A 22,509-nucleotide genomic window follows, 5' to 3' on the forward strand; every position below is an offset into this window, starting at 1 on the left:
CCAACCAGCGGGCCGTACGCGGGGCCTGACAGAAACCACACCATGCCGCACCGGGACGCGGGTGCGCAATTCCCGGTTGCGTGGCGAAGCTCACATGACGCCCTGACAGGCGAACGGCCCGTTCACCTGACAGCCACCGGTGCGATGTGCAGACGATCCGTCCGGATCGGGCCCAACACCCTGAACCGGACGGATCGTTCGCCGACGTGCCGTTCGCCGGTCCGCCCCGGCGCGGGCCCGTCAGGGCTGGATGTCCTCCAGCATCTCGGTCACCAGGGCGGCGATCGGGGAGCGCTCGGAGCGCGTGAGGGTGATGTGCGCGAACAGCGGATGCCCCTTCAGCTTCTCCACCACCGCCACCACTCCGTCGTACCGGCCGACCCGCAGGTTGTCCCGCTGCGCCACGTCGTGGGTGAGCACCACCCGGGAGCCCTGGCCGATCCGGGAGAGCACCGTGAGCAGCACGTTGCGCTCCAACGACTGGGCCTCGTCCACGATCACGAAGGCGTCGTGCAGCGAGCGGCCCCGGATGTGGGTCAGCGGCAGCACCTCCAGCATCCCGCGGGCGATCACCTCCTCGATCACCGCGGGCGTGGTGACCGCCCCGAGGGTGTCGAAGACCGCCTGCGACCAGGGGCTCATCTTCTCCGACTCGCTGCCCGGCAGGTAGCCCAACTCCTGGCCGCCGACGGCGTAGAGCGGACGGAAGACCATCACCTTGCGGTGCTGGCGGCGCTCCAGCACCGCCTCCAGGCCCGCGCACAGCGCCAGCGCCGACTTGCCGGTGCCGGCCCGCCCGCCGAGCGAGACGATGCCCACCTCCGGGTCCAGCAGCAGGTCGAGGGCGACCCGCTGCTCGGCGCTGCGGCCGCGCAGGCCGAACGCCTCGCGGTCGCCGCGCACCAGCTTCACCCGGCCGTCCACGGTCACCCGGCCGAGCGCGCGCCCGCGCTCCGAGCCGAGCACCAGGCCGGTGTGGACCGGGAGCTCCTCGGCGCCGTCCACCGCCACCGCGGTGTCGTGCGGCGCGCCGAACAGTTCGTCAACCAGGCCGGCCGGGACGGACAGTTCGGACATTCCGGTCCAGCCCGAGGTGATCGCCAGCTCCGCCCGGTACTCCTCGGCGAGCAGGCCGACCGCGCTGGCCTTGATCCGCATCGGCAGGTCCTTGGAGACGACGGTGACGTCGTACCCCTCCGCCTGCAGGTTCCGCGCCACGGCGAGGATCCGGGCGTCCGACTCGCCGCCGCCGATCCGGTAGCCCGCCGGCAGCACCGAGGGGTCGGAGTGGTTCAGCTCGACCCGGATCGTGCCGCCGATCTCACCGACCGGGATCGGCTCGTCCAGCCGTCCGTGGCGGACCCGGTAGTCGTCGAGCAGGCGCAGGGCCTGGCGGGCGAAGTAGCCCAACTCGGGGTGGTGCCGCTTGGCCTCCAGCTCGGTGACCACGACCACCGGGAGCACCACCTCGTGCTCCTCGAACCGGGTCATGGCCAGCGGGTCCGCCAGGAGCACGCTGGTGTCGAGGACGTACGTGCGCCGGTCTGGTGTCCGGCGGCTCTTGGAACTGACCACTAGGCCTCCAGGGCGGGTGACCCTGCGTCACCCGCGGCTCACCGGCCCCCGTGCCCCTGTTGGTCAGGGTGCCGGTCTGCCTTCTGTATGCCCTGACGAGGTGTCGGATACGCCAGCCGGAACCAAGACGTTGATCAGCGCACATGAATTCTTGGTGACGCGCGCCGGGAGTGCACCGAGGTCAACCGCCGTGCGGCGGCGCGCCGGGCGGCCTGCGGGAGGCGTGCGGGGGCACCGCCGCGGCGCGGTCAGCCGCCGTAGCGCCGGTGCCGCTGCTCGTACGCGCGCAGCGCCCGCAGGAAGTCGACCTTGCGGAAGGCCGGCCAGTAGGCCTCGCAGAAGTAGAACTCGCTGTGCGCGCTCTGCCAGAGCAGGAAGCCGCTGAGCCGCTGCTCGCCGGAGGTCCGGATCACCAGGTCCGGGTCGGGCTGGCCCTTGGTGTAGAGCCGCTCGGCGATGTGCTCGACGTCCAGGATCTCGACCAGCTCCTCGATCGAGGTGCCGCGGTCCGCGTGCTCCTGGAGCAGCGAGCGGACCGCGTCGGCGATCTCGTGCCGACCGCCGTAGCCCACCGCCACGTTGACCGTGATGCCCTCCAGGTGGGCGGTCGCCTCGGCGGCCTCCTTGAGGATCGTGGCGGTCCTGGCGGGCAGCATGTCCAGGGTGCCGATCGGGTTGACCTTGTAGCGCTTCAGCTCGGCCAGCTCGGTCACCGCGTCCTCGATGATGCCCATCAGCAGCGCCAACTCCTCCGCCGAGCGGGAGAGGTTGTCGGTGGAGAGCATCCAGAGGGTGACGACCTCGATGTTGGTCTCGTCGCACCAGCCGAGGAACTCGGCGATCTTGTCGGCGCCGCGCCGGTGGCCGTCGGCGGTGGTGCCGCCGGCCGCCTTGGCCCAGCGGCGGTTGCCGTCCATGATCACGCCGACGTGGTGGGGGGTTCGCCCGAGGTGCACCTCGACGCGCTGGCCGTAGAGGCGGTACATGCCGCCGAGCACGGTGCGCAGCCCTGGTGTGCGCTCCACGAGATCGCGCAGACCCATGTGTTCTCAGCCCCTCCGAGCTCTGGCCCCCTTGGTCCCCCAGCCCTGGCTGCCACGGGTCCCGGGGCAGCGTACTCCGGCACCCCCTGGTGCGGGAAAGCCGCAGGTCGCACCGGGGTCCGGGGGAGGCCGGCGGCCCCTTCCGAAACGGTCTCGACGTGGACACGGGGAGGTCTCCGGATTCTTAAAGAATCCGTAAGCGACCGACGGATGCTTGACGCGTGCCAATGGTCTAGTCCAGCTTGTTCGACAAGCAGTTGCCGGTTCAACCGCCGGTCGGTCGCCCCGAGTCGCACCTGGACGCACCGGGACGCACCGAGTCCGTACCCAACTGCGGTCGCACTGCCCCTGGTCAGCAGTACTGCTTCGGCACGTCCCTCCCCCACGCGGGGCCGCCGCGACCCCCACCGCGGCGGCTCCTCTCCTCCTCTGGAGAGTTCCACATGGCCCGTTCGGTCCCGCCCACCCACCGCCGCCCCCGCCGCGCGCTGCCCGCGCTGGCCGCCGGCACCACCGCCCTCGCGCTGGCCGGCACCGGCCTGGCGCTGTTCGCCGGCGGCGCCAGCGCCGCGGTCGGCAACCTGGTCACCAACGGCGGCTTCGAGAGCGGCCTGAGCGGCTGGACCTGCGCCGGCACCACCGCCGCGGTCTCCTCCCCGGTGCACAGCGGCACCGGCGCGCTGCAGGGCACGCCGAGCGCCGGCGACACCGCGCAGTGCAGCCAGACCATCCCGGTGCTGCCCAACTCCAGCTACACGCTCGCCGGTTGGGTGCAGGGCCCGTACGTCTACCTCGGCGCCAGCGGGACCGGCGGGACCGACCCGAGCACCTGGTCCAGCCAGACCAGCTGGAACCAGCTCTCCACCAGCTTCACCACCGGCGCCAACACCACCAGCGTCACGGTCTACGTGCACGGGTGGTACGGGCAGTCCGCCTACGGCGCGGACGACATCACGCTGACCGGCCCGGGCGGCACAGCCACGCCGACGCCTACCCCCACCCCGACGCCGACCCCCACGCCTACTCCCACGCCGACGCCGACGCCGACGCCGACCCCCACTCCCACCCCGACGCCCACGCCTACTCCCACCCCCACGCCGACGCCGACCCCGACCCCGACGCCCACCCCGACCGGTGGCACCGGTGGCGGCGGCAGCCTGCCGAAGCACCTGATCACCGGCTACTACCAGGACTTCGACAACGGCGCGACCGACCAGAAGATCTCCGACGTCCAGGCGAACTACGACATCATCGCGGTCTCCTTCGCCAACGCCGACCCCACCACCCCGGGCGCCGTCACCTTCTCCATCGACCCGACCCTGGCCAAGAACCTCGGCGGTTACACCGACGCCCAGTTCAAGGCCGACATCGCCGCCAAGCACGCGGCCGGCAAGAAGGTCATCCTCTCGGTCGGCGGCCAGAACGGCGCGATCACCGTCGGCGACGCGGCCTCGGCGAACAACTTCGCCAACAGCGCCTACTCGATCATCCAGAACTACGGGTTCGACGGGGTCGACATCGACCTGGAGAACGGCATCAACGCGACCTACATGTCGCAGGCCCTGCACACCCTGGCGGCGAAGGTCGGCAGCGGCTTCGTGCTCACCATGGCCCCGCAGACCATGGACATGTACACCACCACGGCCGGCTACTACCAGCTCGCGCTGAACACCAAGGACATCCTGACCGTCGTCAACACCCAGTTCTACAACTCGGGCGGCATGCCGGGCTGCGACGGCAAGAACTACAACCAGGGCACCGAGGACTTCATCACCTCGCAGGTCTGCTCCTACATCCAGGGCGGCCTCGACCCGGCCCAGGTCGGCATCGGCGTCCCGGCCTCCCCCTCGGCGGCGGGCGGCGGCTACGTCAACTCCACCGTGGTGAACAACGCGCTGGACTGCCTGGCCACCGGCACCAACTGCGGCACCTTCGTCCCGCCGGCCAAGTGGCCCACCATCCGCGGCGCGATGGCCTGGTCCACCAACTGGGACGCGAAGAACGGCAACGACTTCTCGACCAACGTCGGCAACCACGCCCACGGCATGCAGTGACCACCCCCCAGGTGCGCCCGGCCCCTTGAGGGAGAGGCCCACCGCACCCCACGGGGCCCGCCACACCGAGCAGGTGCGGCGGGCCCCGCGTGCGTCGGGGGTTCGGTAGCGTTGCCCGGGGCATCCTCGGGAGGACACATGGGCTCCGTCCACAAAAGCCGTCCGCAGATGGAGACCGACGAGTTCGAGCGCTTGGCCGACGTCGCTGCTCGGGACGGGATCACCCTGGAGTTCATCGGCGGGAAGCTGGCGGTCAAGGCCCCAGCCGACGGCAACCACGCCGAGATGTGGGCCCGCTGACCCGTCGTCAGCCCGCCGTCAGGACCCCCAGCAGCGCCCCCAGCAGCATGCACGGGCCGAACGGGAGGGGGTCCTTCGCCTTCGCGCGGCCGGTGAGGAGCAGGACGACGCCCCAGGCGGCGGCGAGCAGGAAGGCGGCCATGGTGCCCTGGAGCAGGGGGCGCCAGCCGTACCAGGCGAGCAGTGCGCCGAGGGTGGGGGCGAGCTTGACGTCGCCGCCGCCGAGCGGGCCGAGCAGCGCGAGCAGGCCGTAGAGCAGCAGGCAGGCCAGCGCGCCGTAGAGGCTGCGGGTGAGCGCGTCGGTGCGGTGGTCGAGCAGGCCGGCCGCGAGCAGCAGGGCGGCGGTGCCGCCGGCCAGCGGCAGGGTGAGCAGGTCGGGCAGCCGGTGCACCGCGGTGTCGACGAAGGCGAGCACCACGCCGAGCAGCGCGACCCAGGCCAGCACCGGCCCGGCGGGCCAGTCGGCCGCCGCCCCGACCGCCGCCCCGGCGCCCGCGGCGACCAGTTCGACGGCCAGCGGGGCAGGTCCGATCGCCGTCGCGCAGCGCGGGCAGCGCCCGCTCGGCGGCAGCCACCCCGGGGTGCGCCCGCACGCGCACCGGCGCACCGGCTCGTCCCAGGGCACGGCCAGCCGGGCCGCCGCTCCCCTCAGTACCGGTGCCGCCGCCACCCCGACCAGCGCGCCCACGCTCTCCGCGATCACGCCCACTCCCCTACCCGGGTGCCCGTGAGGCGGAACACACGCACCGCGGGTGCCCCGGCCCGTACAGTTTGCCCATGCAGGTCACCCAGTCCAGCAAGCTCGCCAACGTCTGCTACGACATCCGCGGCCCGGTGCTCGACGAGGCGATGCGTCTGGAGGACCAGGGGCACCGCATCCTCAAGCTGAACACCGGCAACCCGGCCGCCTTCGGCTTCGAGGCGCCGCCGGAGATCCTCCAGGACATCCTGCGCAACCTCTCCAACGCCCACGGCTACGGCGACTCCAAGGGCCTGCTGTCGGCGCGCCGCGCCGTGGTGATGCACTACGAGGAGCGCGGCCTGCACGGCCTGTCGGTGGACGACGTCTTCCTCGGCAACGGCGTCTCCGAGCTGATCCAGCTGGCCATGACGGCGCTGCTGGACGACGGCGACGAGGTGCTGGTGCCCGCGCCGGACTACCCGCTGTGGACGGCCTCGGTGAGCCTGGCCGGCGGCACCGCCGTGCACTACCGCTGCGACGAGCAGTCCGAGTGGTACCCGGACCTGGCCGACATCGAGGCCAAGGTGACCGACCGGACCCGGGCGATCGTGGTGATCAACCCGAACAACCCGACCGGTGCGGTCTACCCGCGCGAGGTGCTGGAGGGGATCGCGGAGATCGCCCGCCGCAACAAGCTGGTGGTCTACGCGGACGAGATCTACGACAAGATCCTCTACGACGACGCCGAGCACGTGCCGCTGGCCACCCTGGCGCCGGACCTGTTCTGCGTCACCTTCAACGGGCTGTCCAAGGCCTACCGGGTGGCCGGCTTCCGGTCCGGCTGGATGGTGCTCTCCGGCGACCGGCACCGGGCCCGCAGCTACATCGAGGGCCTGAACGTGCTGGCCTCGATGCGGCTGTGCGCCAACATGCCGGCCCAGCACGCGGTGGCCGCCGCGCTCGGCGGGCGGCAGTCGGTCAAGGACCTGCTGCTGCCGGGCGGCCGGCTGCTGGAGTCCCGGGACACGGCCTACCGGCTGCTGAACGAGATCCCCGGGGTGAGCTGCGTGAAGCCGCGCGGCGCGCTCTACGCCTTCCCCCGGCTGGACCCCGCGGTCTACAAGATCAAGGACGACGCGCAGATGGTGCTGGACCTGCTGCGCGCCCAGCGGATCCTGATCGTCCAGGGCAGCGGCTTCAACTGGCCGGAGCCGGACCACTTCCGGCTGGTCACGCTGCCGCGCCCGGAGGACATCGAGGACGCGGTGACCCGGATCGGCGAGTTCCTCGGCGGGTACGTCCAGGTCTGACCGCCCGTCACGCCGTCACCTGACGGACCGACGGACCGACGGGCCGACGGGCCGCATGACGCACCGACGGCCGCGGGCCACGGCGCGGCGATCCCTGAGATCCTGGTCGGGGAGGGATCGCCGCGCCGAGGGCCGCGGCCGTCGGCGGTTGCTCGGTGAGGGTGGTCCGAGCGGGTGGGGAGAGGTCAGCCGAGCCGCTTCACCAGGGCGTTGTACTCGTCCCAGAGCGCGGCCGGGGTGTGCGAGCCGAAGAGCTCCAGGTGGGCCGGGATCAGCGCGGCCTCCTGGCGCCAGATCTCCGGGTCGACCGAGAGCAGCAGCTCCAGGTCGGCGTCGGAGAGCTCCAGGCCGTCGAGGTCCAGCGCGTCCTTGGTCGGCAGCACGCCGATCGGGGTCTCGACGCCGTCGGCGGCACCCTGCAGGCGCTCGACGACCCACTTGAGCACGCGGCTGTTCTCGCCGTAGCCCGGCCAGACGAACTTGCCGTCGGCGTCCTTGCGGAACCAGTTGACGTAGTAGATCTTCGGCAGCAGCTCCGCGTCCGCCTGCGCGCCGAGCTTCAGCCAGTGGGCGAAGTAGTCGCCCATGTTGTAGCCGCAGAACGGCAGCATCGCGAACGGGTCGCGGCGCAGCTCGCCGACCGTGCCCTCGGCCGCGGCGGTCTTCTCGGAGGCGATGTTGGAGCCGAGGAAGACGCCGTGCTGCCAGTCGAAGGACTCGGTGACCAGCGGGACGGCGGTGGCCCGGCGGCCGCCGAAGAGGATCGCCGAGATCGGCACGCCGGCCTGGTCCTCCCACTCCGGGGCGATGGTCGGGCACTGCGCGGCCGGCACGGCGAACCGGGCGTTCGGGTGGGCGGCCGGGGTGCCGGACTCGGGGGTCCAGTCGTTGCCGCGCCAGTCGGTCAGGTGGGCCGGCGGCTCCTCGGTGAGGCCCTCCCACCAGACGTCGCCGTCGTCGGTCAGCGCGACGTTGGTGAAGACGGTGTTGCCCCAGAGGGTGTCGATCGCGTTGGCGTTGGTCTCCGTGCCGGTGCCGGGGGCGACGCCGAAGAAGCCGGCCTCCGGGTTGATGGCGTAGAGCCGGCCGTCGGCGCCGAACCGCATCCAGGCGATGTCGTCGCCGATGGTCTCGACCTTCCAGCCCGGGATGGTGGGCTGGAGCATGGCCAGGTTGGTCTTGCCGCAGGCGCTCGGGAAGGCGGCGGCGATGTACTTGACGTCCTGGTTGGGCGCGGTCAGCTTGAGCACCAGCATGTGCTCGGCCAGCCAGCCCTCGTCCCGGGCCATCGTGGAGGCGATCCGCAGCGCGTAGCACTTCTTGCCGAGCAGGGCGTTGCCGCCGTAGCCGGAGCCGAAGGACCAGATCTCCCGGGTCTCCGGGAAGTGCGAGATGTACTTGGTGCTGTTGCAGGGCCACGGCACGTCGGCCTCGCCCTCGGCCAGCGGGGCGCCCACGGTGTGCACGGCCTTGACGAACTCGCCGTCCTCGCCGAGCTGGTCCAGCACGGCCTGGCCCATGCGGGTCATCACGCGCATGGAGACGGCGACGTAGGCGGAGTCGGTGATCTCGACGCCGTAGGCCGCCAGCGGGGAGCCGACCGGGCCCATCGAGAACGGCACGACGTACATCGTGCGGCCCTTCATGGCGCCCCGGAACAGGCCGTTCTCACCGGAGAAGATGTCACGCATCTCCGCCGGGGCCTTCCAGTGGTTGGTCGGGCCGGCGTCCTTCTCCTGCTCGGAGCAGATGAAGGTGCGGTCCTCGACGCGGGCCACGTCGCTCGGGTCGGAGGCGGCGTAGTAGGAGTTGGGCCGCTTCTCGGGGTTGAGCTTCTTGAAGGTGCCCTGGGCGACCAGCAGGTCGGCGAGGCGCTGGTACTCCTCCTCTGAGCCGTCGCACCACTCGATGCGGTCCGGCTGGGTGAGCTCGGCGATCTCGTTGACCCAAGCCACCAGGCGGGCGTGGCGGGTGGGGGCAGCCGTGCTGACGGCAGAGTTCTCGTACGACACGATCGCTCCGTTTCACGCCTGATCACACGCGATCAGGCGTCCGGGGGTTGAGGGTGGTTACACCGTAGCTCCGGCCTCCAAGAGCAAATTCGGCACAACGGCATCCTTGTCGCAAGTTTTGCTACGCCATGGCCAAAAACTGGCAGTTCTGCGTCCATCAGCGGCACTCGCCGACGTTGCCCCGATCACATCCAACTGCTCCACATTGTCCAAAAGTGACGCGAGCCACTTCCTACTTATAGGTAACCTACGCACCCGTAGGTAGCATGACGCCCATGACTGCGGATCAACACGGTGGGGCTCCCGAGCAGCTCGGGACAGTTGGGGAGAGCATCGGGGGCAGCGCCGCGGCGGTGGCACCGCCCGCCAAGCCGGCCTGGCGCGGCTGGCTGCACGCCGGGATGTTCCCGGCCGCGCTGGCCGCCGGGATCGTGCTGATCTGCCTGGCCGACAGCACCGAGGGGCGGATCGCCTGCGCCCTCTACTCGGCGACGGCCTGGCTGCTCTTCGGCGTCAGCGCCGTCTACCACCGCTTCACCTGGGGCCCGCGCGGCGAGGCGATCCTGCGGCGGCTGGACCACGCGAACATCTTCCTGATCATCGCGGGGACCTACACGCCGTTCACCATCCTGCTGCTGCACGGCGGCCGCCAGGAGCTGCTGCTCTGGCTGGTCTGGGGCGGCGCGCTGGCCGGGATCGCCTTCCGGGTGTTCTGGGTCGGCGCCCCGCGCTGGCTCTACACCCCTTGCTACATCGCGCTCGGCTGGGCGGCGGTCTTCTTCATGCCGGACTTCCTGCACACCGGCGGCGTCGCGGTGATCACCCTGATGATCGTCGGCGGGGTGCTCTACAGCATCGGCGGCGTGGTCTACGGGCTCAAGCGGCCCGACCCGTCACCGCGTTGGTTCGGTTTCCACGAGGTCTTCCACGCCTTCACCCTCGGGGCCTTCATCGTGCAGTACGTGGGCGTCTCGCTGGTGGCCTACTCCGCGACCTGAGCCGCCGCGGCGGGCGGCCGCCACGGCGCGCAGGTCCCGGGCCCGGGCGCAGCGGTCGCAGTGCGCGGTGTCGGGGCGGTCGTCCTGATGGTGCTCGGCGGGATGGGCCAGGTGCCGGAACCGCCGGGCCACGTGGACCATCACCAGCAGCACCTCGACCCCGGCGACCGCCCACACCAGCGGCGCGCCGCCGCCCAGGTAGGCGGCCACCACCGCGAGCGCGGCGCCGACCACGGCGACCGTGCCCCAGAACTGCAGGTCCTGAGCATCCTTCACGGCCATCCCCACCTCTCCCAGTCCTGACCGAGTGACACATCCTATCTACTCTTAGTCACTGGGAGTAGTCGGTCTCGGGCGAACAATGCATCAATGTTTCATCAACTCCGGGTGCTGTCACCCGAGAACGGGCGAAGTGCCCTCGCGGGCCACCCGCGAGGGCACTTCGCACACCGCGCGGGCGCGTCAGCCGCGCACCCGCCGGCGCCGGACGGCCAGGCCGGCGCCCGCCAGCCCCGTCACCACCAGTGCGCCGGCGGCGGTGATCGGCGCCACCCGGGACGGCGACGGCGCGGCGACCGGCGCGACAGCCGGCCCGGCGGTCGCCTCGGTCGAGAAGCCGCCGCCCAGGCCGGCCCGGTCGTAGGCCGAGCCGGGCAGCTTGTCGCCGTACCGCTGGTGCACCAGCTTCTGGTACGCCGCCAGGCTCTCCCCGCCGGCGCCCACCGAGGAGCGGGCCTCGGCGTCCAGTGGCAGCACCCGGCCGCCGCGCAGCACGTACCAGGCGTTCAGCTGCGGCTCCCGGAAGACCGTGCCGCCGCCGCCCGCCGCGCCGCGGGCAGCGTAGTCGGTCTCGTCGCTGCCGGAGGCGATGTTCACCACCCGCCAGCTCCCGTTCTGCTGCACGGTCCAGACCGAGGCGGTGCGGCCGTCCGCGGCGGTCACCTCGGTCGCGGTGAAGTCGGGGCGGGCCACCGCGGCTCCGGGGGCGCCGGCCACGAAGGACGGGTCCAGGGTGTAGACCGGCACGGTCGCGCCGACCGGGCGCGGGGCGGCCTGGGCGGCGGCCCGGGCCTCGTCCGCCGGGGTCATGGTGCCGCCGGCGGAAGTGCCGCTGCCGGTGCTGCTCCCGCCGGGCGCACCGTCATGGGCGAAGAACCGGCCCACCTGGGCGAGTACCGCCGGGGACTGCACCACCGCGTGGGCCGCGGCCAGGTCCCCCGCCGAGGGCCCGGCGGCGGCCAGTGCGGTGCCGACGGGGGTGGCGGCCAGCGCGAGCGCGGCCACCACGATGATCGTCTGACGCTTGCTCACAACAGCCTCCTCAGGCGCCGATGCCGTAGAGCGAGTGGGTCCAGGAGAACGAGCTGTTGCTGACGTAGTAGTTGTAGTCGGCCCAGTTGTAGCGGTAGTCCGACGGCCACGGGTCGCCCCAGTAGACCCAGTTGTTACTCAGGTCGTAGCCGTACAGCACCTCCATGTGCCCGCCGCCGGAGGCCCACTGGATCCGGGCCTCCACCGGGCGGTTGGCGTTGATCTCGTTCTGCACGGTGGAGTAGTAGAGGTACCCGCTGACGTAGCTGCCCGGGTTGATGCCGATCCAGCTCAGCGCGTTCTGCACGTCGTCCAGCGCGGCCTGGCTGTTCGGGCAGGCCGAGTCGATCGACCGGCCGAAGGCCGCGTTGCAGAACTCGTTCTGGGTGTAGCTGTAGCCGAACCAGCTCGCGATCGTGTCGCCGCTGGCGGCCCAGCACCAGTTGGTGTTCTGCTGTTGCTGCATGGTGATGTTGAGGGTCCGCCAACTCCCGTCGGTGGCGGCCATGGTGGCGAAGGCGGGCGAGTGGGCCGCGGGTCGGGTCGGGGACTGCTGGAACTGCGGGGACTGCTGGGGCTGCTGGGGCTGCTGGGGCTGCTGGGGCTGCTGGGACTGTGCCAGGGCGGGTGAGCCGGTCGCGACGGTCAGCGCCGGGGCGAGGGCGGTCAGCACGACTGCGGCGAGCAGCCGGCGGGTTGTGGACACGGTGATTCCTCCGTGGGGTGAAGGAAGTGGGGGACACGCGGGCCCGGCGGGCCGTCCCCGGCGGGCGGGGTCGGCGGCGGGGCCGGATCGAGCATCCGGCCGTTGACCGCCGCTGGTCAACGAGGGTCCGGGCGCACCGGAACGGGGGGTGAACGGGGCCCCGTGGGTGTGAACGGGCGGCGCTGCTGCGCTCCGGAAGGGTGACAAGGCCCCACGGAGGTGTGAATATTCACCACCAGCACGCAGGAGGGCCGCCATGCCGCGCACCGCACCAGCCGTTCCGCCCGAACTCGCCGCGGCCCTGCGCACCGGTCCGTTCCACCTCGCGCTGCGCACCGCGATCGGCGTCCGCGGGCTGGCGCTGCACCGCATCCAGCAGCACCTCGCGCAGCGCGGCGTCCGGGTCGGGGTCACCAGCCTGAGCTACTGGCAGCAGGGCCGCCGCCGGCCCGAGCGGGCCGAATCCCTGCGCGCGGTACGCGCGTTGGAGGAGGTGCTGGAGCTCCCGGCGCACTCGCTGACCCGGCTGCTCGGCCCGCGCCGCACGGTGGTCGCGCCGAGCGTGCCGGTCCGCCCCTACCGCGACCTGATCACTCCCGCCGCGGCGGTGGACCAGTTACTCGCGGCCCTGCCCGCCCCGCGCGACACCGGCCTGCACACGGTGACCCACATCGAACGGATCCGGATCGGCCCCGACCGCCGGCTGCTGCGCCGCGACTCCCAGCACGCGGTGCGGGCCCACCGTCCCGGCGTGGACCGCTACTTGGCGATCTACCAGGGCGATCCCGGCTGCGACGTCGGCCAGGTGCGGGTGCGGGCCGAGGAGAACTGCCGCCCGGGCCGGATCCGCCGCGACCCGGCGGCCCAACTGGTGATCGCCGAACTGCTGCTCGACCGGCGGCTCGACGTGGGCGACACCCACCTGCTCGGCTACGGCTTCGACGACGCGCCACCGCCCGGCCCGAGCACCGAGTACGTGCGCGGCTTCAACTCCGGCACCGGGCACTACGTGCTGCAGGCCGCCTTCGACCCAGCCGCGCTCCCGGTGCGCTGCCGCCGGTTCGCCAGCAGCCGCCCGGGCGCGGCCCCGTACGAGAGCGAGGAGCTCACCCTCGACGGTCAGCACTGCGTGCACCTGGTCGGCACCGGGCTCGGGCCCTGCCTGCTCGGGGTGGAGTGGGACTGGGATTAGGCCGCGCCTTCCGGATCACGCCGGAGCTTCAGCACCACGGTGTCCTCCACCGGGCGGTAACCGATCTTCTGGTAGATCGAGTTGGCCGTCGGGTTCGCCAGATCGGTGTAGAGCAGCACCTGTTCGGCGCCACGGTCCCGGCCGACCTGCGAGACCGCGGCGGTCACGGCGCTCGCGTAGCCGTGGCCGCGCTGCTCCGGCGGGGTGTAGACCTGGCCGATCCGGGCCATCCCGGCCAGCACCCCCGACAGGCCGGCCATCGCGACCGGCCGGCCCGAGGCGTCCTCCCAGAGGAACAGCTCACCGGCGGCCGCCCGCACCCGGACGTACTCCGGCACCCGCTCCGCCTGGTGGTCCACCTCCGCGAAGAAGGCCAGCACCCAGGCCAGCGCCTGCTCGAAGTCCCGCTCGGTGACCGGGCGCAGCCGCCCCGGCACCTGCGGCGGCAGCAACTCGCCGAGGCGGTAGAGCCGCTGCTCGAACTCCACCTCCACGGCGCCGCCGGTGCGCGCGGCCCAGCGGTCGCCGAACGCCCGGGCCTGGGCCACCCCGCCGCCCACCCCGGTCAACCAGGGATCGCCGACCAGCTCGTCCACCAGTTCCTCGGCCGCGGCCACCGGCATCCTGCTCAGCCGCAGCGGCTCCAGCGGGGCCTGCATCCAGGCGCCGGCCACCGGCCCGTCGGCGTCCGGTCGCCACCAGCCGGAGCGGAGCGACTGCTCGGGATCACCGCCGGCCGCCCCGGCCCGGGCCGGCCGGTTGGCGAGGGTGAGCAACACGGTGTTCTCGGCCGGGTGGGCGGCCAGGAAGTCGCCCGCCGCGGCGCGGAACTCGTGCACGGATTCGGTCTGGGTCCAGGTCATCCGCCGATCCTGGAACACGCTCTGCCCGGGTGCACCTGATTTTGGGTCAGACCTGGCGGCTGCCGAGCTTGGCGGCCAGCTCCGCCGGGTCGGCGGTCGGCGCCTCACAGGCGAAGTGACGGCAGACGTAGGCCGCCGGGGCGCCGCCGAGCAGCGGCCGGTCGGCGAGCAGCGCCACCTCCGCGCCCGCGCTGCCGCCCGGCTCGCCGAGGGCCACCACGGCTCCCGGGGCGGTGCCGAGCAGCGCGGTGCGGTGCAGCAGCGCGGTGCGCTCGTCGCCGGCCGGGCCGACCACGGCCACCTCGCGCGGGCCGTCGAGCAGCGCCTCGGCCGCCGCCAGCCCCCAGCCGATGAACCGCGGCGCCCGCCCGGCCAGCGCGCCGACCACGCCCAAGGCCCGTTCGGCGGCGGTGCGGTGGAGCTCCGACCCGGTGTAGGCGGCGTAGCTCAGCAGCGCCTGGGCGGCGGCCGTCCAGCCGGAGGGGGTGGCGTTGTCGGTCGGATCCTGCGGACGGCGGATCAGCTCCTCGGCGTCATCCGCCGTGTCGTACAGGCTCCCTGACGCCTCGTCGGTGAAGTGCAGCAGCACGGTGTCCAGCAGTCCGCCCGCCAGCTGCAGCCAACTCGGCTCGCCGGTCACGGAGTAGAGCGCGAGGAACCCCTCGGCACTGTCGGCGTAGTCCTCCAGCACGCCCGCGTTGCCGCCCGCCCGGCCGTCCCGCGAGGTGCGCAACAGTCGCCCGTCGGCGGTGAGGTGCACCGAGAGCAGCAGGTCGGCGGCGCGCTCGGCGGCGGCCACCAGGTCCGGACGGTCCAGCAGGGCGCCGCACTCGGCCAGCGCGGCGATCGCCAGGCCGTTCCAGGCGGCCACCACCTTGTCGTCCCGGGCCGGAGCCGGCCGCTTCGCCCGGGCCGCCAGCACCGCCGCCCGGATCCCCTCGTCCGGTTCGCCGGCCAGGAGTTGCAGCACCGAACTGCCGTGCTCGAAGGTGCCGTCCGCGGTGACCTCGAAGAGCTCGGCGGCCCGGGCGCCGTCGACCGCGCCGAGCACCTCGGCCAACTGCTCCGGGGTCCACACGTAGTAGGCGCCCTCGGCGGACAACCCGGTCCCCGGGTCGGCACTGTCCGCGTCCAGCGCGGAGGCGAACCCGCCCTCCGCGGTGCCGAGTTCGCCCACCATGAAGTCCGCGGTCTCCAGCGCCACCCGGCGGGCCAGCGGGTCGCCGGTGGTCCGCCACAGGTGCAGGTAGACCCGGCAGAGCAGCGCATTGTCGTACAGCATCTTCTCGAAGTGCGGCACCACCCAGCCCGCGTCCACCGAGTAGCGGGCGAAGCCGCCGCCGAGCTGATCGTAGATCCCGCCCCGGGCCATCGCCTCGGCCGTCCGGACCACCTGCTCCAGCGCCGCCTGCGAGCCGGTCCGCGCGTGGTGCCGCAGCAGGAACTCCAGCGCCATCGACGGCGGGAACTTGGGCGCCCCGCCGAACCCGCCGCGCACCGGGTCGTAACTGCGGCTCAGGCCCGCCAACGCCTGGTTGAGCTCCTTCTCCCCCGGCGCCGGCACCCCACCGCCGGCCCCGAACACCCCGGCCCGCTCGGCCAGTTCCGCCCTGATCCGCCCGGCCACCTCGGCCACCTCGTCCCGCCGCTCCCGCCAGGCGGCGTCCACCCCCTCCAGCACCTGCCGGAAGCTCGCCATCCCGTGCCGCGGCTCGGGCGGGAAGTACGTCCCGAAGTAGAACGGCTCCTTCCCCGGCGTCAGGAACACCGTCATCGGCCACCCACCCTGCCCGGTCGCCGCCTGCACCGCCTCCATGTACACCGCGTCCACATCCGGCCGCTCCTCACGGTCCACCTTCACCGCGACGAACCGCTCGTTCAGGTACCCGGCCAGCTCCGCGTCCTCGAAGCTCTCGTGCGCCATCACGTGACACCAGTGACAGGCGGCGTACCCGACCGAGAGCAGCACGGGCACCCCGCGCCGCTCCGCCTCCGCGAACGCCTCGGGGGACCACTCCCACCAGTCCACGGGGTTGTCGGCGTGCTGCTGCAGGTAGGGGGAGGTCGCGTTGGCCAGCCGGTTCATACCGGCATCGTCGCACGAGCCGGGGCCCAGGCGCTGCACCTGGCATCCGAGTTCCGGGGCGGCGACCACTGGTCAGGGTCCGCCCTCGATGTCGGTGGTGCGCGTGAGGGGGCGGGAGAAGCAGCGGACCGATCGGCGCCGGTGGCCGGGAGCACGGTCCTGGCCGGCGGCGGCTCCCGGACTCTGCTCCCGGGCGCGTTTTCGTCCTGGGTGCGGACGGATCACCCGGTCCCCGAATGGTCCTCTTGAGCAACGCCGGGAATCACCGGCGCCCTTCACCGGAGAGGTCCTTTCGTGTACGAGCATGCACCGCACAACCGCTTCCGACTCTCCCGCCGGGGCGGCCGGCACCGGACGGGGGCAGTCGTGGCCGCTGTGGCCGCCGTGGCCACCACAATCGGGGCGCTGGCACCGACCGCGGCGTTCGCGGGCGGCAGGCCGGACAGCGTCCAGGCGAGCCTGAACACGCTGGTGAAGGACGACGGCGTGCCCGCCGCGCTGGCCTCCGTCAAGGGCCGTGACGGCCGCACCCACAGCTACACCGCCGGCGTCGGCGACGTCGCCACCGGGGCCAAGGTCCCCGTGGACGGACAGATACGGATCGGCAGCAACACCAAGACCTTCACCGCCGTCGTCGTCCTCCAACTCGTCGCCGAAGGAAAGATCGGCCTCGACACGTCCGTCGACACCTACCTGCCCGGCCTGCTGCGCGGCGACGGCATCGACGGACGCAACATCACCGTCCGTCAACTGCTCCAGCACACCAGCGGCCTGCCCGAGTACGTGAACACGGACGCGATCCTCACCGGTCCGAAGCGGTACTACGAACCGCGCGACCTCCTCGACGCGGCCCTCGCCCAGAAGGCCCACTTCGCGCCGGGCACGCGCTGGGAGTACAGCAACACCAACTACCTGGTGGCAGGCCTGATCATCCAGAAGGTCACCGGACGGCCCCTCGGCGAGGAGATCACCCAGCGCGTCATCGACCGCATCGGCCTGCGCCACACCTCCTTCCCCACCCCGGGGGACATGGGCATCCGCGGGGTCCACCCCGAGGGTTACGTCCGGGACGCCGGCGGCTCGCTCCGTGACTACACCGAGCTGGACCCGTCCTGGGGCTGGGCGGCGGGCTCCGTCGTCTCCACCAACAGCGACCTCATCCGCTTCTACGCGGCACTGCTCGGCGGTCGCCTCCTCCCGGCGGCGCAGCTCGCCCAGATGCGCACCACCGTCCCCGCCGACGAGTTGGGCCCGGGCGCCCGCTACGGGCTGGGCCTGGTGAGCCGGCCCCTGTCGTGCGGTGGCCTGTACTGGGGCCACGGCGGGGCCATTCCGGGCTACGAGACCGCTGGGGGCGCCACCGAGGACGGCCGCGCGGTCAGCATCGCGGTGACCTTGTTCCCGAACGGCGCGGCCGAGCAGCACATGGACGCCGCGGTGGACGCCGCCCTGTGCCGCTGACCCTCCCCGATCCGGCTTGAGCGCCCACACCGGTACCACCAGCGGGTTCTGCGCGTGCCTGCGCGCAGAACCCGCGCACCCCACCAATCACCCCCTCCAGCAGAGGAGTTCCTCCGTGAACGAGCACGTACAGCACATCCGGGCCCACCGGCACCGCCGGGGTCGGCGCGGTTCGGCGGTGGCCATGGCAGCCGTGGCCGCCGGCGTCGTGGCGGCCGGGGTGCTGGCACCGACCGCGGCGTTCGCGGGCGGCAGGCCGGACAGTGTCCAGGCGAGCCTGAACGCGCTGGTGAAGGACGACGGCCTGCCCGCCGCGCTGGCCTCCGTCAAGGGCCGTGACGGCCGCACCCGCAACTACACCGCCGGCGTCGGCAACCTCGCCACCAGGGCCAAGGTCCCCGTCGACGGACAGATACGGATCGGCAGCAACACCAAGACCTTCACCGCCGTCGTCGTCCTCCAGCTCGTCGCCGAAGGAAAGATCGGCCTCGACACGTCCGTCGACACCTACCTGCCCGGCCTGCTGCGCGGCGACGGCATCGACGGACGCAACATCACCGTCCGTCAACTGCTCCAGCACACCAGCGGCCTGCCCGACTACACGGACGCACCCGCGCTCTCGGACTTCAGCACGATCCAGCACCGCTACTTCGAGCCCCGCGAGCTCCTCGACGGCGCCCTCGCCCAGAAGGCCCACTTCGCCCCGGGCACGCACTGGGAGTACAACAACACCAACTACCTGGTGGCAGGCCTGATCATCCAGAAGGTCACCGGACGGCCCCTCGGCGAGGAGATCACCCAGCGCGTCATCGACCGCATCGGCCTGCGCCACACCTCCTTCCCCACCCCGGGGGACATGACCATCCACGAGGCCCACCCCGAGGGTTACAACCAGGAGGCCGACGGCTCGCTCCACGACTACACCGAGATGGACCCCTCGATGGCCTGGGCGGCCGGGGCGATCGTCTCCACCAACACCGACCTCAACGCGTTCTTCACCGCGCTCCTCGGCGGCCGGCTCCTGCCCGCGGCGCAGCTCGCCGAGATGCGCACCACCGTCCCCGCCGACGAGTTGGGCCCGGGGATCCGCTACGGGCTGGGCCTGGAGAGCAAGCCGCTCTCCTGCGGCGGCCTCGCCTGGGGCCACGGTGGGACCATTCCGGGCTTCCGTTCCCGCGACGGGGTCACCGACGACGGCCGCGCGGCCACCATCACGGTCACCACCATCCCGGGCGACGTCGGCGCGCAGCACATGGCGGACGCCCTGGACGCGGCCCTCTGCCGCTGACCCGACCCCGGGCCTGAAGGGTGCCGGAGGTGGAGCTGGCTCCACCTGTCCCTACGTGCCCGTGCTGTCCCGACGGCGGGTACTGGCAGGCTCCTCGCTCGTCCCCGCGGTCCCTAGCGTCATGGGTGGGTGGTTTCGGCCGCCTGACCTGGGACGGAGCAAGCGAGGAGCCATGGGACAGATCAAGCAGCGCAACGTCGATCCCGCACTGACGGTCACGACGGGTCGGGGGGATGCGTTGACTCTCGACAAGGTCAGCCGCAGGTACGGGAAAGCGGCGCCCGCGCTGGACGAGGTGAGCATGAACGTGCCGCGTGGCGGCTTCCTCGCGGTGATGGGCCGGTCGGGTTCGGGGAAGTCCACGCTGCTGCAGTGCGCCGCCGGTCTCGAACGGCCCACCAGCGGAACGGTGCGGCTCGGGGGGACCGATCTCGCGGGGCTCAAGGAGCCCGCGCTCAGCCGGCTGCGGCGGGACCGGATCGGCTTCGTCTTCCAATCCCTCAACCTGGTGCCGTCGTTGACGGTGCTGGAGAACACCGTGCTGCCGCTGATGCTGGCAGGAGCGGGGCGTCCGGAGCGGGGGCTGGCCGCACTGGCGTCGGTCGGACTGGCGGACCGCGCTCAGGACATCCCGGCCAGGCTGTCCGGTGGGCAGCAGCAGCGGGTGGCGATCGCGCGGGCACTGGTCACCGAACCGGAGGTGATCTTCGCTGACGAGCCGACGGCCGCGCTCGACCCGGTGACCGCCGAGGAGGTCCTGGCGCTGCTGCGTTCGGCGGTGGATCAGCGGGGCCGCACGGTCGTCCTGGTCACCCACGACCCCATGGCCGCGCAGTGGGCCGATGAGGCGGTCTTCCTCGACTCGGGCAGGATCGCGGGCCGCCTGGCCCAGCCGGAGGCCGGCGATGTCCGGGAGGCACTTCGCGGGCTGGGACGGCAGCGATGAACACGGTGTGGAAGCGCACGGCGGACAAGCGCACGGCGGACAAGGGCACCGCGGACAAGCGCGTCGACAGGCCGCGGGTGCGGTGGCGGGAGGGCCGCTCGGCCACGCGCCTGCTCGCCTCGCGCGCGCTGAAGACCCATCGCAGGGCCTGGGCGTCCCTGTTCGTGGCGCTCGCGATGGTCTCGGCGCTGCTCGGCGGCGTCGGCCTGGCCATCGGTTCGGCCGCGCTCGGCCACGCCTCGGTGGACCGGTACGCCGCGGCGCCGGTGGTGGTGGCCGGCCACCAGTCCACGCAGTACACCTCGAAGCCCTGGGGCGACCCGCCCACGACGGCGACGGCGGCACTCACCGAGAGGGTCGGCGTGCCGATCAGCACGGTCGCGCTCCTGCGCTCGCTGCCGGAGGTGGGGGCCGTGGTCGCGGACGACGTCCTCACCGTGCCCGGGGTACGCGTGGACAGCCGCACGGCGGCCTCGGGACCGGCGGACCGGAACCAGGTCCAGGACCGGGCAGTGGTCGGACGGCCCTGGCCGGCCGCCGCGCTGGCACCGTACGGGCTTCGTGACGGTCGGGCTCCGGAGCAGCCCGACCAGGTGGTGGCGGGTACCGGCCTCGGTCTTCGAACCGGGCAGGAGGTCACGACGGCGACCGACGGCAGCTACCGGGTCGTCGGCGTGGCGGACGGTCCGCCGGTGCTCTACTTCACCCAGGACCGGGCGCAGCAGCTCGCAGGGCACCCTGCCTCCGTCGACGCCATCGGAGTGCTGCCCGCCTCGGGTGTCTCGGCGCAGCAGCTGTACACCGAGGTGCGGCACGCGCTGGACGCCGACCATGTCCAGGACATGAGTGCGGGCCGGCGGGCTCCTGGGGACTCCGCGTCGCTGCGCGTGCTGACCGGTGACGGTCGTGGGAGTGCCGAGCATCTGGCGACCTCACCCGTCCGGGGCGAGCTGCTGGGGATGCTGGCCACGGTCTCCGGGCTGGTTCTGGTGGTCGCGCTGCTCGTCCTGTCCTCCCTGGTGGCCCAGGCGCTCCAACAGCGCTCGGGTGAACTGGCCCTGCTGCGCGCGGTCGGGATGACTCCGCGCCAGCTGCGTTCCTCGGTCGGGAGGGAGGTGGTGCGGATCGCGCTGTGGGCCGCACTGGTCGGCGCGATCGCCGCGGTACCGGCCTTCCTGGGACTGCGGCGCCTGCTACGGGACCAGGGGGCGCTGCCGGACGGTCTCGAACTGCCCGCCCCGCCGTGGCTGTTCACCGCGGTCCTGGTCATGGCAGGGCTGACGGTCGGTGCCGCGCGGGCGGTCGTCCCGTTCGCCTGCGGCCGGCCGACCGGGCGCCCCGCGGAACCGGGGACGGCCCGGCGGATCACCGGCCTGGTCCTGCTGTTCTGCGGGGTGAGCGCGGCGGGTGCCGCGACGCTGCAGAACAGTGACGCCGCCGCGGCCGCGGCGGGGACGGCGACCGTGACCATGGTCGCCGCCTGCGCGGTGCTCGGCCCGTGGATCGCCCGCGGTGCGCTGCTCGTCCTGGGTGGACCGATGCGACGTCTGGGTGGAGCGTCCGGCAGGCTCGCAGCCGCTGCCTGCACGTCGGACACCCGACGGCTGGGCGCGGCGATCACCCCGATCGTGCTGGTGATCGCCTTCGCCGCGGTCCAGTTCTCGGCGGGCTCCACGATGGTCCACGCGGGGGCCGCGCAGGCCGCTCGGGCGATGCGCGCCGAGTTCTCGGTGTCGGGCACGGGCATCACGGCCCAGCAGGCTCTCAGGGTGCCGGGGGTCACGGCGGCCACGGACGTCCTGCCGGGCACGGTGATCCTGCCGCACACCTCGGCGGGCAGCCCGCTGCTGGACCGGCTGCCCGTCCTCGGGGTCACCCCGGAGGGGCTGACCGGCACCCTGGATCCCGGGGTGACCGCCGGCAGTCTCACCGGTCTCGGACAGCCCGGCACGGTGGCGGTGGGCGCCGAACGCGCCAAGTCCCTCGGTGCGAGGGTCGGTTCGACGGTGACGCTGCGCTTCGACGACGGGCAGCAGCAGCGGCTGCGGGTGGTCGCGGTCTACGACCGCTCGCTGGCCCTGGGCGACTTCATGCTGGCGCAGGACGAGTTGGCCCGGCACATGTCCGCGCCGGCGGCTCAGCAGGTCCTGGTGGCAACGGTCCCGGGCACGGAGCCGGGCGGTGTCCGGTCCGCGCTCCAGCGGCTCGACCACGGCGCCGGGGCGCAGATCCAGTCACCACCCGCTCCGATCCGACTCGCCGTCGAGGGCGCGCGGTTGAACAGCATCATGTCGACGGTGCTGATGGCCGCGATCGCCGCCCTCACCGTCATCGCGGTGTTCAGCACCCTCGCGCTGATCACCGTCGGGCGCTGTCCCGAACTGGCCCTCCTGCGTCGCCTGGGCGCGAGCCGGGGACAACTGCGCCGGATGCTGCGGGTGGAGGCGGCAGCGGTCACCGCGACTGGCTTGGTGATGGGCGCGGCCGTCGCCGCGTTCCCCCTGCTGGCCTTCACCCTGACCCTCGCCCACAGCCTGCCGTACCTGCCGCCGGCCGAGCTGGGCCTGCTGGTGGCGGTCCCGGTGCTCACCGGCTTCGCGGGCGTACTCGCCCCGGCCCGCCGGGTGCTGCGCCGCCGCGCCGCCTGACCCGGAAGGGCTTGGGAACGCGGGGGCTCGGGGC

The 22,509-nt window shown here is 72.7% G+C and carries 18 protein-coding genes; 9 read left to right on the plus strand and 9 right to left on the minus strand.

Annotation, left to right across the window (positions count from 1 at the left end):
• Nucleotides 1–240: 240 nt before the first annotated feature.
• Together phoH2 and FHX73_RS09815 are read right to left on the minus strand one after the other, a co-directional pair.
• A complete protein-coding gene (gene phoH2 / locus FHX73_RS09810) occupies nt 241–1,575 on the minus strand; it encodes an RNA 5'-3' helicase PhoH2 (protein ID WP_145904634.1) in 1,335 nt (444 codons plus the stop codon).
• Between the two features lie 248 nt (nt 1,576–1,823).
• Nucleotides 1,824–2,618: an isoprenyl transferase gene (locus FHX73_RS09815; RefSeq protein ID WP_145904635.1), complete on the minus strand. Its 795-nt coding sequence runs from the start codon at nt 2,616–2,618 to the stop codon at nt 1,824–1,826.
• A 443-nt stretch (nt 2,619–3,061) separates the two neighbouring features.
• Here FHX73_RS09815 and FHX73_RS09820 point away from each other — a divergent pair, with 443 nt between their 5' ends.
• Both FHX73_RS09820 and FHX73_RS47115 read left to right on the plus strand, forming a co-directional pair.
• Nucleotides 3,062–4,672 carry a chitinase gene (locus tag FHX73_RS09820; protein ID WP_145904636.1) on the plus strand — a complete coding sequence of 537 codons (1,611 nt, stop codon included), beginning with the start codon at nt 3,062–3,064 and terminating at the stop codon, nt 4,670–4,672.
• Nucleotides 4,673–4,840: 168 nt separating this feature from the next.
• Nucleotides 4,841–4,972 carry a hypothetical protein gene (locus FHX73_RS47115; protein WP_281292667.1) on the plus strand — a complete coding sequence of 44 codons (132 nt, stop codon included), beginning with the start codon at nt 4,841–4,843 and terminating at the stop codon, nt 4,970–4,972.
• A gap of 7 nt (nt 4,973–4,979) precedes the next feature.
• Here the strand turns inward: FHX73_RS47115 and FHX73_RS47120 are convergent, their stop codons facing one another.
• Nucleotides 4,980–5,675, minus strand: coding sequence for a prepilin peptidase (locus FHX73_RS47120; protein ID WP_170304881.1), 696 nt, complete (start codon nt 5,673–5,675; stop codon nt 4,980–4,982).
• Between the two features lie 74 nt (nt 5,676–5,749).
• Here FHX73_RS47120 and FHX73_RS09830 point away from each other — a divergent pair, with 74 nt between their 5' ends.
• The gene (locus tag FHX73_RS09830) at nt 5,750–6,964 is read left to right on the plus strand and encodes a pyridoxal phosphate-dependent aminotransferase (RefSeq protein WP_145904638.1); all 1,215 of its coding nucleotides are present in this window, start codon (nt 5,750–5,752) and stop codon (nt 6,962–6,964) included.
• Nucleotides 6,965–7,149: 185 nt separating this feature from the next.
• On the opposite strand, the gene FHX73_RS09835 is transcribed toward FHX73_RS09830, so the two are convergent.
• Nucleotides 7,150–8,976 (minus strand): phosphoenolpyruvate carboxykinase (GTP), encoded by a 1,827-nt coding sequence (locus FHX73_RS09835; RefSeq protein WP_145904639.1) that lies wholly within the window; start codon nt 8,974–8,976, stop codon nt 7,150–7,152.
• Nucleotides 8,977–9,377: 401 nt separating this feature from the next.
• Here FHX73_RS09835 and trhA point away from each other — a divergent pair, with 401 nt between their 5' ends.
• On the plus strand, nt 9,378–9,974 hold the full coding sequence (trhA, locus tag FHX73_RS09840; protein ID WP_246213806.1) for a PAQR family membrane homeostasis protein TrhA: 597 nt from the start codon (nt 9,378–9,380) through the stop codon (nt 9,972–9,974).
• Here the strand turns inward: trhA and FHX73_RS09845 are convergent.
• From FHX73_RS09845 to FHX73_RS09855, 3 genes are all read right to left on the minus strand, one after another.
• Nucleotides 9,870–10,250 (minus strand): hypothetical protein, encoded by a 381-nt coding sequence (locus FHX73_RS09845; RefSeq protein WP_145904641.1) that lies wholly within the window; start codon nt 10,248–10,250, stop codon nt 9,870–9,872. The two genes, trhA and FHX73_RS09845, sit on opposite strands and share 105 nt — an antisense overlap.
• A 186-nt stretch (nt 10,251–10,436) precedes the next feature.
• A complete protein-coding gene (locus tag FHX73_RS09850; RefSeq protein WP_145904642.1) occupies nt 10,437–11,285 on the minus strand; it encodes a hypothetical protein in 849 nt (282 codons plus the stop codon).
• Between the two features lie 10 nt (nt 11,286–11,295).
• Complete coding sequence (locus FHX73_RS09855) at nt 11,296–11,991, minus strand: papain-like cysteine protease family protein (RefSeq protein WP_246213441.1); 696 nt, start codon at nt 11,989–11,991, stop codon at nt 11,296–11,298.
• Between the two features lie 256 nt (nt 11,992–12,247).
• Here FHX73_RS09855 and FHX73_RS09860 point away from each other — a divergent pair, with 256 nt between their 5' ends.
• Complete coding sequence (locus FHX73_RS09860; protein ID WP_145904644.1) at nt 12,248–13,183, plus strand: hypothetical protein; 936 nt, start codon at nt 12,248–12,250, stop codon at nt 13,181–13,183.
• Here the strand turns inward: FHX73_RS09860 and FHX73_RS09865 are convergent.
• Entirely contained in the window at nt 13,180–14,046 is an 867-nt protein-coding gene (locus tag FHX73_RS09865) for a GNAT family N-acetyltransferase (protein ID WP_145904645.1), read from the minus strand. The genes FHX73_RS09860 and FHX73_RS09865 overlap by 4 nt on opposite strands.
• A 46-nt stretch (nt 14,047–14,092) precedes the next feature.
• Nucleotides 14,093–16,132 carry a thioredoxin domain-containing protein gene (locus FHX73_RS09870; protein WP_145904646.1) on the minus strand — a complete coding sequence of 680 codons (2,040 nt, stop codon included), beginning with the start codon at nt 16,130–16,132 and terminating at the stop codon, nt 14,093–14,095.
• A 375-nt stretch (nt 16,133–16,507) separates the two neighbouring features.
• Here FHX73_RS09870 and FHX73_RS09875 point away from each other — a divergent pair, with 375 nt between their 5' ends.
• From FHX73_RS09875 to FHX73_RS09890, 4 genes are all read left to right on the plus strand, one after another.
• Nucleotides 16,508–17,593, plus strand: a complete 1,086-nt coding sequence (locus FHX73_RS09875; protein ID WP_425461435.1) for a serine hydrolase domain-containing protein — start codon at nt 16,508–16,510, stop codon at nt 17,591–17,593.
• Nucleotides 17,594–17,708: 115 nt separating this feature from the next.
• Entirely contained in the window at nt 17,709–18,881 is a 1,173-nt protein-coding gene (locus FHX73_RS09880) for a serine hydrolase domain-containing protein (protein WP_425461373.1), read from the plus strand.
• Between the two features lie 172 nt (nt 18,882–19,053).
• On the plus strand, nt 19,054–19,827 hold the full coding sequence (locus FHX73_RS09885) for an ABC transporter ATP-binding protein (protein WP_145904648.1): 774 nt from the start codon (nt 19,054–19,056) through the stop codon (nt 19,825–19,827).
• Nucleotides 19,824–22,475 (plus strand): FtsX-like permease family protein, encoded by a 2,652-nt coding sequence (locus tag FHX73_RS09890; RefSeq protein ID WP_145904649.1) that lies wholly within the window; start codon nt 19,824–19,826, stop codon nt 22,473–22,475. Before FHX73_RS09885 ends, FHX73_RS09890 begins: the two co-directional genes overlap by 4 nt.
• The last annotated feature ends 34 nt before the right edge of the window (nt 22,476–22,509 follow it).

Source organism: Kitasatospora viridis (genome assembly GCF_007829815.1).
In the GTDB taxonomy this organism is placed as follows: Bacteria; Actinomycetota; Actinomycetes; order Streptomycetales; family Streptomycetaceae; genus Kitasatospora; species Kitasatospora viridis.